At 55.9% G+C, this 16,112-nt stretch carries 14 protein-coding genes; 4 read left to right on the top strand and 10 right to left on the bottom strand.

Features of this window, described 5'->3' with window-relative positions; translation table 11 throughout:
* Window positions 1-173 precede the first annotated feature (173 nt).
* From nadR to serB, 3 genes are read right to left on the bottom strand one after another with little or no spacing between them, the layout of a single operon-like run.
* Window positions 174-1,400, bottom strand: a complete 1,227-nt coding sequence (gene nadR / locus ACSZPU_RS16050; RefSeq protein WP_499000699.1) for a multifunctional transcriptional regulator/nicotinamide-nucleotide adenylyltransferase/ribosylnicotinamide kinase NadR — start codon at window positions 1,398-1,400, stop codon at window positions 174-176.
* Between the two features lie 36 nt (window positions 1,401-1,436).
* Window positions 1,437-2,819 carry a DNA repair protein RadA gene (gene radA, locus ACSZPU_RS16045; protein WP_499000696.1) on the bottom strand — a complete coding sequence of 461 codons (1,383 nt, stop codon included), beginning with the start codon at window positions 2,817-2,819 and terminating at the stop codon, window positions 1,437-1,439.
* 10 nt (window positions 2,820-2,829) lie between these two features.
* Complete coding sequence (serB, locus tag ACSZPU_RS16040) at window positions 2,830-3,801, bottom strand: phosphoserine phosphatase (protein ID WP_499000694.1); 972 nt, start codon at window positions 3,799-3,801, stop codon at window positions 2,830-2,832.
* Window positions 3,802-3,906: 105 nt separating this feature from the next.
* Between serB and ACSZPU_RS16035 the strand changes: the two genes are divergently transcribed.
* Both ACSZPU_RS16035 and lplA read left to right on the top strand, forming a co-directional pair.
* Window positions 3,907-4,551, top strand: a complete 645-nt coding sequence (locus ACSZPU_RS16035; protein ID WP_499000691.1) for a YtjB family periplasmic protein — start codon at window positions 3,907-3,909, stop codon at window positions 4,549-4,551.
* Window positions 4,552-4,635: 84 nt separating this feature from the next.
* Window positions 4,636-5,652 carry a lipoate--protein ligase gene (lplA, locus tag ACSZPU_RS16030; protein WP_499000689.1) on the top strand — a complete coding sequence of 339 codons (1,017 nt, stop codon included), beginning with the start codon at window positions 4,636-4,638 and terminating at the stop codon, window positions 5,650-5,652.
* A gap of 4 nt (window positions 5,653-5,656) precedes the next feature.
* Here the strand turns inward: lplA and yjjJ are convergent, their stop codons facing one another.
* The 5 genes from yjjJ to deoC form a co-directional block, all read right to left on the bottom strand.
* Complete coding sequence (gene yjjJ, locus ACSZPU_RS16025) at window positions 5,657-6,985, bottom strand: type II toxin-antitoxin system HipA family toxin YjjJ (RefSeq protein ID WP_499000686.1); 1,329 nt, start codon at window positions 6,983-6,985, stop codon at window positions 5,657-5,659.
* A 138-nt stretch (window positions 6,986-7,123) separates the two neighbouring features.
* Window positions 7,124-7,846 carry a purine-nucleoside phosphorylase gene (gene deoD / locus ACSZPU_RS16020; RefSeq protein ID WP_047371922.1) on the bottom strand — a complete coding sequence of 241 codons (723 nt, stop codon included), beginning with the start codon at window positions 7,844-7,846 and terminating at the stop codon, window positions 7,124-7,126.
* Window positions 7,847-7,981: 135 nt separating this feature from the next.
* Window positions 7,982-9,205 (bottom strand): phosphopentomutase, encoded by a 1,224-nt coding sequence (gene deoB, locus ACSZPU_RS16015; protein ID WP_499000683.1) that lies wholly within the window; start codon window positions 9,203-9,205, stop codon window positions 7,982-7,984.
* 52 nt (window positions 9,206-9,257) lie between these two features.
* On the bottom strand, window positions 9,258-10,580 hold the full coding sequence (gene deoA, locus ACSZPU_RS16010) for a thymidine phosphorylase (RefSeq protein WP_499000680.1): 1,323 nt from the start codon (window positions 10,578-10,580) through the stop codon (window positions 9,258-9,260).
* A gap of 165 nt (window positions 10,581-10,745) precedes the next feature.
* Window positions 10,746-11,525, bottom strand: a complete 780-nt coding sequence (gene deoC, locus ACSZPU_RS16005) for a deoxyribose-phosphate aldolase (protein ID WP_499000679.1) — start codon at window positions 11,523-11,525, stop codon at window positions 10,746-10,748.
* A 252-nt stretch (window positions 11,526-11,777) separates the two neighbouring features.
* Between deoC and ACSZPU_RS16000 the strand changes: the two genes are divergently transcribed.
* Window positions 11,778-13,325 (top strand): YjjI family glycine radical enzyme, encoded by a 1,548-nt coding sequence (locus ACSZPU_RS16000; protein WP_499000678.1) that lies wholly within the window; start codon window positions 11,778-11,780, stop codon window positions 13,323-13,325.
* A complete protein-coding gene (locus tag ACSZPU_RS15995; protein WP_499000676.1) occupies window positions 13,300-14,163 on the top strand; it encodes a YjjW family glycine radical enzyme activase in 864 nt (287 codons plus the stop codon). The genes ACSZPU_RS16000 and ACSZPU_RS15995 overlap by 26 nt, the downstream gene beginning before the upstream one ends.
* A gap of 1 nt (window position 14,164) precedes the next feature.
* Here ACSZPU_RS15995 and ACSZPU_RS15990 read toward each other — a convergent pair whose 3' ends face one another.
* Window positions 14,165-14,944, bottom strand: coding sequence for a metal-dependent hydrolase (locus ACSZPU_RS15990; RefSeq protein ID WP_499000673.1), 780 nt, complete (start codon window positions 14,942-14,944; stop codon window positions 14,165-14,167).
* Entirely contained in the window at window positions 14,941-16,014 is a 1,074-nt protein-coding gene (locus tag ACSZPU_RS15985; protein ID WP_499000671.1) for a patatin-like phospholipase family protein, read from the bottom strand. Before ACSZPU_RS15985 ends, ACSZPU_RS15990 begins: the two co-directional genes overlap by 4 nt.
* Window positions 16,015-16,112: the final 98 nt, after the last annotated feature.

Below are 16,112 nucleotides of genomic sequence, written 5' to 3'. Positions count from 1 at the left end.
AAAGGGGTTTTGATAACTGACTTAAAGCTGAAAGCTTTCCGGAACCCCCAGCCTAGCTGGGGGTTTTCTGTGCACAAGCAAAAAGGCAACGCAAGTTGCCTTTTTTAGTGTTTGCGCCCTCTCCCCGTGGGAGAGGGACGGGGTGAGGGCATCAGACCGCACAGAGCCTCGCCCTAATCCCCCATCAACTCTTTCACCAGTTCCAGACAGTGCAGGAACCGGGAGTCATAGTCAGGCTCTTCCACATGCCGCCAGCTGATATTGTTCTCTTTGAGCATATCCACCAGCATATGCTGGAATTCGCTGCGATCCACCGAGCTGCCCAGGCTTCTTAAGCCATCAGCAACCCATGGCGTGTTATTTTCCAGCAGAATCACCAGGTCGAAACGGTATTCGTCGATCATCGCCTGCACAAAGGGATGCTCGCGCCCTTCATACTTCACGCAGAACGCCTGGGTGGTGACAAAATCCGTATCGATGAAGGCCACTTTATTCGCGTATTTCACCGCAAAATCAATGTACTGTGCCTGGCCAAGCGCAATCTTGTCATAGTCGGAATACTGCAGGGCCATCTCGTCACCGCCAAGATGGGAGAAGACATAATCCCGCCCGTACTCCCACGCGCTGGTGGTATTGAAGATATTCGCAAGTTTATTGACCAGCGTCGATTTACCGCTGGACTCACCGCCCAGGATCGCCACGGTGCGCACAAAGAAGGGCTTCACTTCGGTGGGAATGTAATCCCAGTAGCGGAACGGGTTCTCACGAATCAGCGCGCCGCTGATATTCATAAAGGTGCGCTTAGGATCGATAAGCACCGTTTCGACGCCGAGGTGCTCAAGGTACTGGGGGGCATCCGCCTCTTCCGAACTGTAGATCCAGTTAGGCTGAATGCCCTTCTCGTCCATAAAGGCTTTAATGCCTTTACTCCAGACATCCCAGCCATGCGGATACGGCTCCATTCCCTCTTCATTAAAAGCATGAATACGGATATTTTTCTGATACTTAAAGGTCTGGAGCAGCCAGCGCAGGCGGTCGCTGATGGTCGGCTGTTGCGACATCGCACTGTCTTCAAACAACGCACGGTCGCGCTTCTCGTCATAGCCCATCACAATATGCAGCTCATCCACCTGGCTACAGGCGCGCTGAATCAGGTAAATATGCCCGGTATGTAACGGGTAAAACTTACCAAACACCACGCCAATGTTTTTTTGCCGACGAGGAAACTCTAATCCGAGAAAACGGTGCAGCGCCTCAAGCTTTTGCGCGCTGGGACTTTTGATTTTGGCATTCAGGAGCTGGCTCAAATAGCCTTTGGTCATGCCGCTGGCGTCAGCCACCTGCTGCAATGTGCAGCCTTTCTGACGGATTGCGGTCTTGAGATAGTCGAATGATGACATAATGAGTCGGTGCCTCCTGCATGTTCTGATTCGTTATTATAGGTCGTCAAACACACTCAGGGCATCTGAAAGCTTCTTCACACCAAAGACTTGCATTCCTTCAGGTAGTTTTTTGGGCACATTCGCAGCAGGCACAATCGCCCGACGGAAGCCATGTTTTGCCGCTTCGGAGATACGCTCCTGCCCACTGGGAACCGGGCGAATCTCGCCGGCAAGGCCTACCTCACCAAATACCACCAGATCCTGCGGCAAAGGACGATCACGCAGGCTGGACACCATCGCCAACAGCAGCGCCAGGTCCGCGCTGGTTTCCGTCACTTTGACGCCGCCGACAACGTTAACAAACACGTCCTGGTCAGCCATCTGCAGGCCGCCGTGACGGTGCAACACCGCCAACAGGATAGCAAGACGGTTTTGTTCAAGGCCGACCGCAACACGCCGGGGGTTTCCCAACATAGAGATATCGACCAGCGCCTGGATCTCCACCAGCAACGGACGGGTCCCTTCCCACAACACCATCACTGAGCTACCAGAAGTGACTTCATCACCACGGCTCAGGAAGATAGCCGACGGGTTACTCACCTCGCGCAGCCCTTGCTCGGTCATGGCAAAAACGCCTAATTCGTTTACCGCACCGAAGCGGTTTTTATGGCTGCGCAGCGTGCGGAAACGGGAGTCGGCATCGCCGTCGAGCATCACGGAGCAGTCGATACAGTGTTCGAGGACTTTCGGTCCGGCCAGCGAGCCATCTTTGGTTACGTGTCCCACCATCACAATCGCCACCCCGCGCGTTTTCGCAAAGCGTGTCAGGTAGGCCGCGGTTTCGCGCACCTGCGCCACGCTGCCCGGCGACGATTGTACGTCGGCCATGTGCATCACCTGGATGGAGTCGATAACCATCAGCTTCGGCTGCTCTTCATCAGCAATCTGACAGATTTGCTCAATGCTGGTTTCCGAGAGCATATTCAGGTTTGCCGTCGGCAGGCCAAGACGGTGCGCACGCATCGCCACCTGCTGCAAGGACTCTTCGCCGGTGACGTACAGCGTTTTCATCTGTTCTGCGAGTCTGCACATCGTTTGCAGCAGAAGCGTTGATTTCCCCGCCCCGGGGCTACCGCCAATCAGAATGGCACTGCCCGGCACCACACCGCCGCCCAATACACGGTCGAACTCTTTAAAACCGGTCGAAAAACGCGGCAATTCTTCCAGGCTGATGTCGGAAAGCTTCTGCACTTTCGATACGCCCGCATTGCCCGCATATCCGCTTAAGCGCTCATTACGCGCCACGACAGGCGAGGCTGCCACACGCACTTCGGTGATGGTGTTCCAGGCATGACAGGCGCTGCACTGCCCCTGCCAGCGGGGATAATCGGCACCACATTCATTACAGACAAATGCGCGTTTTGGAGCTTTCGCCACAGGGACCTCGTTATTTCTTCGCCAGGCTGGCTGAGAGAATGCAGAACACCCCCATCAGATCGGCGTGACGGATGGTGACTTCTGCTTTTTCATTCACTTTCGGTTTCGCGTGGAACGCAATGCCCAACCCAGCCGCTTTGATCATCGGCAGGTCATTCGCGCCATCGCCAATGCCGATGGTTTGTGTGGCCGGGATATCGTGTTCCTGGGCCAGGCGTTTCAGGGTGCTGGCCTTGTACTGCGCATCCACGATATCGCCCAGCACGTTGCCGGTGAATTTACCGTCGACCACTTCCAGATGGTTGGCAACCGCCTCCGTCAGGCACAGCTTGTCACGCAGATGATCGGCAAAGAAGGTAAAGCCGCCAGACGCAATCGCCACTTTCCAGCCCAGCGTCTCCAGTTTCAACACCAGCTGCGTGAGGCCTGGCATCAACGGCAGGCTGTCACGTACCTGATGCAGAATGTTTGCGTCGGCTCCTTTGAGGGTAGCCACGCGTTGACGCAGGCTGGCCGTGAAGTCCAGCTCACCGCGCATCGCACGCTCCGTCACTTCCGATACCATTTTGCCCGTACCGGCCAGCCTGGCGATTTCATCAATACATTCAATTTGAATGGCAGTGGAATCCATGTCCATCACCATCAGGCCTGGGTGGCGTAGCGACGGAAGTTTACCCAGCGGGGCAACGTCCAGCCCTTCGTCATGCGCCAGGCGGGTAGCGCGCGGGGTCAGCGAGCCGGCAAGGCGGATAACCTGATAATCTTCGATGCTCCATGCGGCCACGATCACCATTGCCGCGCCCAGCTTACGCTGCCAGTCGGTCAGACGTTCTTTATTCAATGCCCGCCCATACAGAAGCCATCCGCTACGACCCGCGTGATAATCCAGGGGCATGACCTCGTCGCCACTTAAAGAGAGCGGCAACCCTGGCCACTGAGAAACATCGTTGGGCAGGTCGCACCAGGTCAAATTATTCGGCATTACAGCTCCTGTAGGGGTATGTGCTGAGGTAAAAATAACGCATGAGGCTACCTTGTAACCAGCGCTTCTGGCAACATTAAGCCGCAAATTTTCAACAGGTGGAATATGGCTCGCGCAAAACTTAAATTCCGGCTTCATCGCGCCGTGATTGTGCTCTTCTGTCTGGCGTTGCTGGTCGCCCTTATGCAGGGCGCATCGTGGTTCAGTCAGAATCATCAACGCCAGCGCAATCCGCAGCTTGAAGAGCTGGCCCGCACGCTGGCAAAACAGGTCACGCTGAACCTTGCGCCGCTGATGCGTGCGGAAACGCCTGACGACAAGCGTATCAGCGTTGTGCTGCGGCAATTGACCGAAGAAAGCCGGATCCTTGACGCGGGCGTGTATGACGAGCGCGGCGATCTGATTGCCCGTTCCGGCGAAAGTATTGATGTGCGCGACAGGCTGGCGCTGGACGGCAAAAAAGCCGGGGGCTACTTCAACCAGCAAATCGTCGAGCCAATTCAGGGCAAAAGCAGCCCGCTGGGCTATCTGCGCTTAACCCTGGATACCCACACCCTGGCGACAGAGGCCAAACAGGTCGACAACACCACCAATATTCTGCGCCTGATGCTGCTGCTGGCGCTGGCTATCGGCGTCGTCCTGACCCGAACACTGCTGCAGGGGAAACGTACCCGCTGGCAGCAATCTCCTTTCCTGCTCACCGCCAGCAAGCCAGTGCCGGAAGAGGAAGAGAGCGAAAAGAAAGAGTAATCTACCTACACTCTACGGATTCCACGTTGCCGCCCACGCTGTGCAACGTGGAAAACGACGCGTTTTCAGGAAAGGAAATCTGCCATGTCTACACTGCGTCTGCTCATCTCTGATTCTTATGATCCCTGGTTCAACCTGGCGGTGGAAGAGTGTATTTTCCGCCAGATGCCCGCCACCCAGCGCGTGCTTTTCCTCTGGCGTAATGCCGATACGGTCGTCATCGGACGAGCCCAGAACCCGTGGAAAGAGTGCAACACTCGGCGCATGGAAGAAGACAATGTCCGACTGGCACGTCGCAGCAGCGGCGGCGGCGCGGTGTTCCATGACTTAGGCAATACCTGCTTCACCTTTATGGCGGGCAAGCCGGAGTACGACAAAACGATTTCTACCGCGATTGTGTTGCAGGCGCTGAACTCGCTGGGCGTGACGGCAGAAGCCTCCGGGCGTAACGATCTGGTGGTGAAAACGCCGGAGGGCGATCGCAAGGTCTCAGGCTCCGCTTACCGCGAAACTAAAGATCGCGGCTTCCACCACGGTACGCTGCTGCTCAATGCCGATCTCAGCCGTCTGGCAAACTATCTCAACCCGGATAAGAAGAAGCTCCAGGCCAAGGGCATTACCTCCGTGCGCGGGCGCGTGGCGAATCTGGTGGAACTGTTGCCGGGTATCAGCCACGAGCAGATTTGCAATGCCGTGCGCGAGGCATTCTTCGCGCATTATGGTGAACGCGTAGAAGCAGAAGTCATTTCGCCGGATAAAACCCCTGACCTGCCGAACTTCGCCGAAACCTTTGCCCGCCAGAGTAGTTGGGAGTGGAACTTCGGCCAGGCGCCTGCATTCTCGCATCTGTTGGATGAGCGCTTTACCTGGGGCGGCGTGGAGCTGCACTTTGACGTGGAAAAAGGCCATATCACCCGCACGCAGGTGTTTACCGATAGCCTGAACCCGGCACCGCTGGAGGCGCTGGCGGCACGTTTACAAGGCTGTCTGTACCGCGCCGATGCGCTGGCGCAAGAGTGCGATGCATTGTTGGGCGATTTCCCGGAGCAAGAGAAAGAGCTGCGGGAGCTGTCAGCGTGGATTGCAGGTGCGGTGAGATAACCTTTTATGCGAGCCGCTGGATAACCGAGGCGGCTGAGCTGAGTTTTTCCAGCATCGCGCGGGCAATCTCTTTAAAACCTGCGCTGACGCGCCCATCATCCGAAACCCTCTGCCAGAAATGCTCAGCGAGCGGTAAAGCAAACCTCCATGCCGCTTTGCTGACTGTGGCATCCACGTTGATATCCACGGCATCCTTACGCATGGCACCAGAGCTTGCAGGCGCATAAGCCATCGGCAGCATGTCGTAAACCGGGGCCACCGTCATTGGGGCTCGGGACAAATAAAACGAGAGATTGCCGGCATGCATGTCGCTGTTGGCAATCAGGCGCCCGAATGCCCAGATTCTTTCAATTTGCTGGCAGGAATCGTCCTCGATATACCCCGTGCTCGCCAGTTGGCGCGCGGTACCCGGCCATGTTCCCGGTAATGAGACATATTCACTTTGTAACGCTTCGAGAGAAACAATTTGTCTCCTCCCGCGTGCGGCCACGCAGTCAAACCTGATGCTCTCCAGAAAGACCTGCCCCCGTTCGCTGCATAATGCCATCGTCTGGCTCGCATTCACCTTCGCGTCCGACAACACGGATAGCGCAACAGATTCGGCAATCAGGAGATCGCCCCACCGCTCAGAAACTGCATTTCTTTCGTGGGCGCTAAATTTCACCAGCACGTGGGCATCGCCCTGAGCCGTCTGCGCGTAACAGGCAAATTTCGGTTGTTCGCCTCCGGCAGACGATCCCACGATTTCCCCCGCCAACGCCTCTTTGGCAAGCTGCTGATAACGATGTACTTTCTCGTGAGCCATAATAACGATGGGATCCGCAGAGATAACCCAGCGCTGATAGTTCTCCTCGCCAATTATCCACCCACCCGCATTGTCGCCATGCCAGATGCGAAGCGCATACAACACATCATCTTCCTGCCACATCCGGATGTCTTCTGGTAAATGTGTTGTTGCGGCAATGGCGCGCCCCCATGCCCGCCCCAGAAATCCTTGAGGACGAAGGTCGGTCAAATACCAGGGAAGCCCCTCAAACCATTGCCACTCCCCTGAAGCGAGTGCGACCAGACAGCTTCCCCGTGGCCAGCACGGGTAAATCACGCCAAACTGACTGGCGCTGCCCAATGTGCTGACTTGCCAGAGAGGAAATGAAGCGACACCGCGAATCGGTCTGATAAGCGCATAACGCGTAGCCCGCGCTTTGCCAAACTGCACCACCTCGTCATGTGTTGACACAAGACGCGAGAATGTCGCCTGGCTGATGCCCAGAGCCTGACGCAGTTCAGGAGCAGAACGCGGCCCTTGCAGGAGTAAATCGGTTAATGCGCTCATGGATGAATAGATTTATGAATAGATACTTGAATAGATTTATAGCTCTATTCTTCTGAAAAAAAAAGGGGATACAGGGAAGAGAAAAAATAAATGAATAGATAAACGGACAGCACAAAGGCCGCCCGTTTTAAAACAGACTTACTCTTTATCGCCCAGCAGAACAGATTCCAGCGCGATTTTGATCATATCGTTGAAGGTCGTCTGACGTTCAGCTGAGGTGGTCTGCTCGTGGGTACGGATATGGTCGGAAACGGTACAGATGGTCAGCGCTTTCGCACCGAATTCTGCCGCAACGCCGTAGATACCCGCCGCTTCCATTTCTACGCCCAGGATGCCGTATTTTTCCATCACGTCGAACATCTCACCGCCGTCCGGCGCATAGAACAGATCCGCAGAGAAGATGTTGCCGACGCGCGCATCAACGCCCAGCGCTTTGGCCGCATCAACCGCGTTACGCACCATGTCAAAGTCAGCAATCGCTGCAAAATCATGATCTTTAAAACGCATACGGTTGACTTTAGAGTCTGTGCACGCACCCATACCGATGACGATATCACGCAGTTTCACGTCCATACGCACCGCGCCGCAGGAGCCCACACGAATGATTTTTTTCACGCCGAAATCGGTGATCAACTCTTTCGCGTAGATCGAGCAGGACGGGATACCCATGCCGTGACCCATTACGGAGATTTTGCGGCCTTTGTAGGTGCCGGTGTAACCCAGCATGCCGCGCACGTTGTTCACTTCACGGATATCTTCGAAAAAGGTTTCAGCAATGTGCTTTGCGCGCAGCGGGTCGCCCGGCATCAGAACAACATCCGCGAAATCGCCCATTTCTGCGTTAATGTGAGGAGTTGCCATCTTCAGTTCCTTTTTAATGTATTTTTACCCTCTCCTTGCGGGAGAAGGTTGGGGTGAGGGCATCAGGCCGCACCCATGTTTCTCGTGGGAGAGAACTGGGGTGAGGGTATCAGACCACACCACCCCAAAACGGATTTACAGCATGTTTTTACCGTAGTCCATCGGCGAGGTGCCGAAGAACGACGCGACAGTCTGACCAATATCTGCGAAGGTTTCACGGTGACCGAGTGAGCCCGGTTTTACTTTCGGGCCATAGATCAGCACCGGAATGTGTTCGCGGGTATGATCGGTGCCCTGCCAGGTCGGGTCGCAGCCGTGGTCAGCGGTCAGGATCAGAATGTCATCTTCCCCTACCCACTCCATCAGTTCCGGCAAACGGCGATCGAACAGCTCCAGACCACCCGCATAACCGGCGACATCGCGACGATGGCCCCATGATGAGTCGAAATCAACGAAGTTGGTAAAGACGATTGTCTTATCACCCGCAACTTTCATTTCCTGAATGGTGGCGTCAAACAGCGCGTCCAGACCGGTGGCTTTCACTTTTTTGGTGATGCCGCAGTTGGCGTAGATGTCCGCGATTTTACCCACGGAAACCACCTGCCCGTCTTTCTCATCGACGAATTTCTGCAGCACGGTCGCTGACGGTGGCTCAACGGCCAGGTCATGACGGTTACCGGTACGCTGGAAATTCCCGGCTTTATAGCCAACAAACGGACGGGCGATCACGCGACCGATGTTGTAACCCCCTTCGGTCAGCTCTTCGCGAGCGATTTCGCACAGCTCGTAGAGTTTATCCAGACCGTAGGTCTCTTCATGGCAGGCAATCTGGAACACGGAGTCAGCAGAGGTATAGAAAATCGGCTTGCCGGTTTTCATATGCTCTTCGCCCAGTTGGTCGAGAATAACCGTACCGGAAGAGTGGCAGTTGCCGAGGTAGCCCGGCAGGTTTGCGCGTTTCACCAGTTTATCCAGCAGCTCCTGCGGGAAGCTGTTGTCATGATCGGAGAAATAGCCCCAGTCGAACAGAACCGGTACACCGGCGATTTCCCAGTGGCCTGACGGGGTGTCTTTGCCGGAAGAGAGCTCATGCGCCCAGGCGTATGCGCCCACCACTTCCGCGTTGCCGTCCATGCCGGCTGCAATTTTACCCGTAGAACCTTCGTGTGCTTTGACCAGGCCCAGGCGGGTCAGGTTAGGCAGATTCAATGGGCCTTTACGACCGTTGTCCGCTTCGCCTTTAGCACAGGCTTCTGCGATGTGACCCATGGTATCGGAACCCACGTCACCAAAACGCTCGGCATCTTCTGTTGCGCCGATGCCGAAGGAGTCCAGCACCATAATAAATGCACGTTTCATATTGTTCTCCGTACGTAGTGCTTCAAAAAAGAGCGATCAGATCAGTATATCGTTAATGGGTAATGCGTCGCCAGACCGTTGGCGTCTCTTTTGGCGCTTTATCAGCAATCACAATCGCCGCTTTGACCGCATTTGCCGCTTCCTGCCAGCTGGCTTCATCTTTTGCGTGGATGACGGCTAACGGACGCTGACCGTCGATGGCATCACCCAGGCGAGCCATATCGGTAAAGCCAACGCTGTAATCAATAATGTCGGACGCCTGACGACGACCACCGCCCATGGAAACCACCGCCATACCCAGCGCGCGGGTGTCCATCTGCGCGATGAACCCTTCATTGTCGGCATACACGGCCTTGCTGAGGGTCGCGGTCGGCAGATATTTGTCGTAGTTCTCGACGAAATCGGTCGGGCCTTTTTGTGCCGCCACCATGCGACCGAAGATCTCCGCCGCTTTGCCATTATCCAGCACCGCCTGCAATTTGCTGCGTGCCTCGGCGTCATCTTTCGCCAGTCGGCCGGAAACCAGCATCTCGACGCACAGCGCCATCGTCACGTCCAGCAGACGCGGGTTGCGGTAATCACCGGTCAGGAAGCGTACGGCTTCACGGACTTCAACGGCGTTACCCGCACTGGAAGCGAGCACCTGATTCATATCGGTGAGCAAGGCGGTGGTACGCACGCCCGCACCGTTGGCCACGCCGACAATCGCCTGCGCCAGTTCAGCAGAGAGCTCAGGTGTCGGCATAAACGCGCCGCTGCCCACTTTGACGTCCATCACCAGCGCGTCCAGCCCTTCCGCCAGTTTCTTGGCCAGAATAGAGGCGGTGATCAACGGGATAGAATCGACCGTTGCCGTAATATCGCGCGTGGCGTAGAAGCGTTTGTCCGCCGGCGCTAAAGAATTCGTTTGTCCGATAATCGCCACGCCCACATCTTTAATGATGTCGCGGAAACGACTGTCGTCCGGGAAAATATCAAACCCTGGAATGGCTTCCAGTTTGTCGAGCGTACCGCCGGTATGACCGAGGCCACGACCGGAGATCATCGGGATATAACCGCCACAGGCTGCCACCATCGGCCCCAACATCAGCGAGGTCACATCGCCCACGCCGCCAGTGGAGTGTTTGTCGACGATAGGTCCGTTGAGATTGAGGTGTTTCCAGTCGAGGACAGACCCTGAGTCTCGCATCGCCATGGTCAGCGAAACGCGCTCCTCAATTGCCATGTCGTGGAAGAAAATGGTCATCGCCAGCGCGGCAATTTGCCCTTCGGACACGGTGTTATCACGGATCCCGTTGATAAAGAAACGGATCTCTTCATCACTGAGTGCGTGACCATCACGTTTTTTGCGAATAATTTCTTGTGCGAGAAACACGGTAACCCCCTGATTAATCAGATTGAATGCAGCGAAAAACCCACTGCAATGAATGATTACGCTAAATAATTCGAGTCGCAGTTTCTGTAGTCCGGCCAAGCGTAGCGCCGCCGGGGAGATCCCGGAGTCGGCGCGCGTGGGCCTCGTCCGGGCTACGATAATGAATTAGTAGCCGCTTGCGCTCTTACCGTCGCCGTGGCCCAGCGCCTTGAGCAGGCTTGCCAGCAGGCTGGAAGCACCAAAGCGGTAGTGGCGAGAATCTGCCCAGTCAGCGCCAAACAGGTCGTCGGCAATGGCGAGGAACTTCTGTGCGTCTTCCGCTGAACGCACGCCGCCAGCCGGTTTGAAACCAACAGTCTTCTCCACGCCCATATCGCGAATCACTTCCAGCATGATGCGCGCGCTTTCCGGCGTAGCATTCACTGGCACTTTACCGGTGGAGGTTTTGATAAAATCGGCACCCGCTTTGATAGAGATTTCAGACGATTTGCGAATCAGCGCCTCTTCTTTCAGCTCACCGGTTTCGATAATGACTTTCAGCAGAACATTGGCCGCCGCACAGGCGTCTTTACAGGCCTTAACCAGATCAAAACCAACCTGCTCATTACCTGCAATCAGCGCACGGTAAGGGAATACCACGTCCACTTCATCTGCACCGTAAGCAATCGCCGCACGGGTTTCCGCCAGCGCGATCTCGATATCGTCGTTACCGTGCGGGAAGTTAGTGACCGTCGCGATACGGATGTCCGGCGTACCCTGCTCTTTCAACGTCTTGCGTGCAATCGGGATAAAACGCGGATAGATGCAGATAGCGGCAGTGTTGCCGACCGGGGTTTTTGCCTGATGACACAGTGCGATCACTTTTTCATTGGTGTCGTCGTCGTTCAGGGTGGTCAGGTCCATCAGTTTCAACGCACGCAGGCTGCTTGCAGTTAAATCGGTCATTTCTCTCTCCGTCGGTGTAAGCCGCTTAAATACGGGTCTGTTATTATTCTAACATCAACCCATCATTGCACTTCGATACTCATCACAGTTAATGAAAACAACATTCACATTTGCAAAACCATAATGAGACATTCATCAAATTTTTAGCCTTAACAAGGCCGCATACCCGGGCTTTTAGGTGTGTGGATCAAAGGCAGGTTCCGTTCGGCTACTTACACTGGGCCGGACGCTCAAGGAATAAGAGGAACGAATATGTCCACGCCAAATGATTCAGCATACCTGGCTCGTTGCCAGCAAATTGCGACCAGCGACACCCTGACTCCGGCACAGAAACGCCACTTTCTGGCGCTGGAGGCCGAGAACAGCCTGCCTTATCCCCCCCTTGCGCAAGAGGCGCGAACGGCGCTTGATGAGGGGACCATTTGCGATATGTTCGAAGGGCACGCGCCCTACAAACCGCGCTATGTTTTGCCGGATTATGCGAAATTCCTCGCGAATGGCTCGCAGTGGCTGGAACTTGAAGGGGCAACCGATCTCGACGACGCGCTATCGATGCTCACCATTCTGTATCACCATGTTCCGTCCGTCACATCCATGCCCGTTTACCTGGGGCAACTGGATGCGATCCTGCAACCATATGTTAGAATTCTAACACAAGACGAAATCGATATTCGAATAAAACGTTTCTGGCGTTATCTCGACAGAACCCTGCCAGATGCGTTTATGCATGCCAATATTGGCCCTGCCGACACGCCCATCACCCGCGCCATTCTGCGTGCCGATGCAGAGCTTAAGCAGGTTGCGCCTAATCTGACCTTTATTTATGACCCGGATATTACGCCGGATGATTTACTGCTTGAGGTGGCGAAAAACATCTGTGAATGCAGTAAGCCACATATCGCCAACGGGCCGGCAAATGATAAAATTTTCACAAAAGGTGGCTATGGCGTCGTCAGTTGTTACAACTCGCTGCCGCTGGCCGGTGGCGGCAGTACGCTGGTTCGCCTGAACCTGAAAGCGATCGCCGAACGAAGCAACAGCATCGATGACTTCTTCGCCCACCAGCTTCCCCACTACTGTCAGCAGCAAATCGCCATCATCGATGCGCGCTGTGACTTTCTCTACGCGCAATCCGGCTTCTTTGAGAATAGCTTCCTGGCCGCCGAAGGGTTGATCGACCCGCAACGTTTTGCGCCCATGTTCGGTATGTATGGTCTGGCCGAAGCGGTGAATACGCTGTGCGAGAAAGCGGGTTCATCCGCCCGCTACGGTAAAAGTGAGGAGGCTAACACGCTGGCCTGGCGCATCAGTGAACAGCTGGCAACCTTTGTCGCCAACACGCCGGTTAAACATGGCTGGAATCAGCGCAGCATGCTCCATGCGCAGTCCGGCATCAGTTCGGATATTGGTACCACCCCGGGCGCGCGCCTGCCTTACGGCGATGAACCGGATCCGATAAGCCACCTGCTGACGGTTGCACCGCATCATGCCTGGTACACAGCGGGCATCAGCGACATTCTGACCCTCGACGAGACGGTGAAACACAATCCGCAGGCCGTGGTGCAACTCTGCCTCGGGGCCTTTAAAGCCGGGATGCGCGAGTTTTCCGCCAACGTCAGCGGTAACGATCTGGTGCGCGTCACCGGGTATATGGTGCGCCTGTCGGATCTGGAAAAATTCCGCGCAGAAGGATCTCGCACCAATACCACCTGGCTGGGAGAGGAAGCCGCCCGCAACACCCGCATCCTTGAAAGACAACCGCGCGTGGTGAGCCATGAGCAGCAGATGCGCTTCCGTTAGTAAAATCATCCCGTTCTCCTGCGTCGATGGGCCAGGCAGTCGTCTGGCCCTGTTTTTACAGGGCTGCAATCTGAACTGTAAAAACTGCCACAATCCGTGGACGATCGGGTGCTGCAATCACTGTGCACAGTGCGTTCCCGCCTGTCCGCATGGCGCCTTAACGCTTGCCGATGGGCGGGTCAACTGGAATGTCAGTGCCTGCCAGCAGTGCGATACCTGCGTGCACCTGTGCCCGCAGCAGTCCACGCCAATGGCGCAAACGCTAGACGTGGCGGAAGTGCTGACCCATGTGCGCAAAGCGACAATGTTTATCGAGGGCATCACCGTCAGCGGCGGAGAGGCCACAACCCAGCTGCCGTTTCTGGTTGCGCTGTTTCGGGCGCTTAAATCCAGCCCGGACTTGCGACACCTCACCTGTCTGGTCGACAGTAACGGCCTGCTGGGCGAAACGGGTTGGCAAAAACTGCTGCCGGTGTGTGACGGGGCGATGATCGACCTGAAAGCCTGGGGCAGCGAGCACCACCGATATCTGACCGGGCGCGATAATGCACAGATCAAGGCCAGCATCCGTCTTCTGGCAGCCCATCAGCGGCTGGCGGAGTTACGTTTACTGGTTATCCCTGACCAGTGTGATTATCTGCAACATATTGATGAATTGAGCGAATTTATCGGTGAATTAGGGGATGTGCCGGTGCGCCTGAATGCCTTTCATGCCCACGGCGTGTATGGCGAAGCAAAGCAGTGGCGCAGCGCCACCGCCGGAGATGTGGAACCGCTGGCGCAGGCGCTGGAAGTGCGTGGCGTTAAACGAGTGATCCTGCCAGCGTTGTACCTGTAACTCAGGTTAATGAAAACGTGGCGTGGGTATTGTCGAACAGCGCCTGGGCAATCACGTCCGGCGCTTCCGGGCGTAATTCACAGAGTGTGTCAAAGACCCGTGCCGCCTGCTCCGGGCGATTCGGTTGGCCCTGGAAACCGTTTAACGGCATATCCGGGGCGTCGGTTTCCAGCAACAGGGCGTTTAGCGGCAACTGCGCCATCACCTCGCGGGTTTTGCTGGCGCGCGGATAGGTGATCGTGCCGCCCACGCCAATTTTATAGCCCAGACCGATAAAACGTTCCGCCTGCTGCAGGCTTCCGGCAAAGCCGTGCACCACACCGGTTCGCGGTAAGTCGTGGCGCTTAAGATGCATCGCCAGCTTGTCGTGCGTGCGGCGTGAATGCAGGATAACCGGCAGATCAAAGCGTTTTGCCAGCTTTAGCTGAGCATCCAGCACCGCCTGCTGGCGTTCAAACTGCGGATCGTCGCGATACAGATCCAGGCCAATTTCGCCGATCGCCACCACCTTCTCCGGATGCGTTGCCAGCAGTTGTTCCAGGCGATCCACGCACGCTGGCGTGTGTTCTTCAATAACAATCGGATGCAGCCCCAGCGCGGCATAAAGCGCCGGATAATCCTGGGCAAGTTTGATGACGCGGGCAAAATACTGTGAGCCAGTCGCCGGAACGATAATCTGCTCGACCCCAACGGCAGCAGCGCGGGCGATACTGTTCGCTTCATCATCCTGAAAGGGGGGAAAATCGAAGTGACAGTGAGTATCGATAAAGCGGAACGTCACGCCGTATCCTCGTTATTAAAGGGCACATCATTGGCCTGAAACGCACTGACAAGTGGCGTATCGGCCGCATCGTTGGCCACAGCGGCCGGTGGCACCACAATGGTCGCCGGTGTCGCCACCCGCGGAGTATGGCGAATTAATGGCGGCGCGTCTGCCAGTAGTTTACCAACGGTTGCCAGGAAATAGCGCCCGCAGAGCCGTCCCAGCTTGTAATCATCCCGTAGCGCCGGTAAACGGCTTCCCAGCACCATACTGTGCAGCAGTTTCGGCGGGTAGATTTCAAAAATGCGCAGCTTACCCGGCGGCGCTTCGATAAATTTCTGCGTCGCCGAATAGGTTTTCTCGTGGTGCTGAACCAGATTAACAAAAGGCTGCAGGCTGCTTTCCCCCAGCCAGCGTTCCATTCGTTTAAACCACTGAGGGGTGTAATACATTTGTGACGGCACGGTGCGGATCACCACAATGGTTTTCGCGCCGCGTTTCGCCGCTTCCTGAACGGGGATGGCATCGCTGACGCCGCCGTCCAGATAATTCACCCCATTAAGGGTGACGCCAGGACGGTAGAAGCCTGGAATAGCGCTGGAGGCGCGAATGATATCCAGCCAGCTGTCACTGTCCGGAAAGAAGTATTCCGGCGTGTAATCATCCTTGCGGCAGGCGCACATGTAGAAGCTTTTTCCGGCGTCAAAGGCGCGCGCGGCGTAATCCATCGCCAGCGGCATCTGGCTGGCGGTGGAGTCAATCAGCCAGTCCAAATCGACCAGATTGCCCCCGCGCACGAAACGCACGGGGTCAAAAAAGTCGCGGGAGGTGGTGTAACGCATGATGACTTTGCGGGCATAACCGGGTTGATTACACAGGTAGGCCGACAGGTTTTGCGCCCCGGCCGAGGTGCCAAGAAACAGGTCAAAAGGATTGAATCCGGCGCGCATAAATTCGTCCAGTACGCCAGCCGTGAAGATGCCCCGTTGGCCGCCTCCCTCACAAACCAGTGCGAGTCGGCCCGGGCGAAATGGTGTTAACGCTAATGGCGCGATATTGCCAGGCGTAACGGGAATATGCTGCCCCACCCTGCTTTCCTTCAATTCTTATTGATGGCGGATTCAACTCCGAAGTGCAACGCTAAGCCGCCAATCTTAGCTCTGCAAACACCACAGACGGTTGCCTG

The sequence above is a fragment of the Phytobacter sp. V69 genome, assembly GCF_965644215.1.
Classification (GTDB): Bacteria; Pseudomonadota; Gammaproteobacteria; order Enterobacterales; family Enterobacteriaceae; genus Phytobacter.
This window is presented reverse-complemented; position numbering and strand designations above follow the sequence as displayed.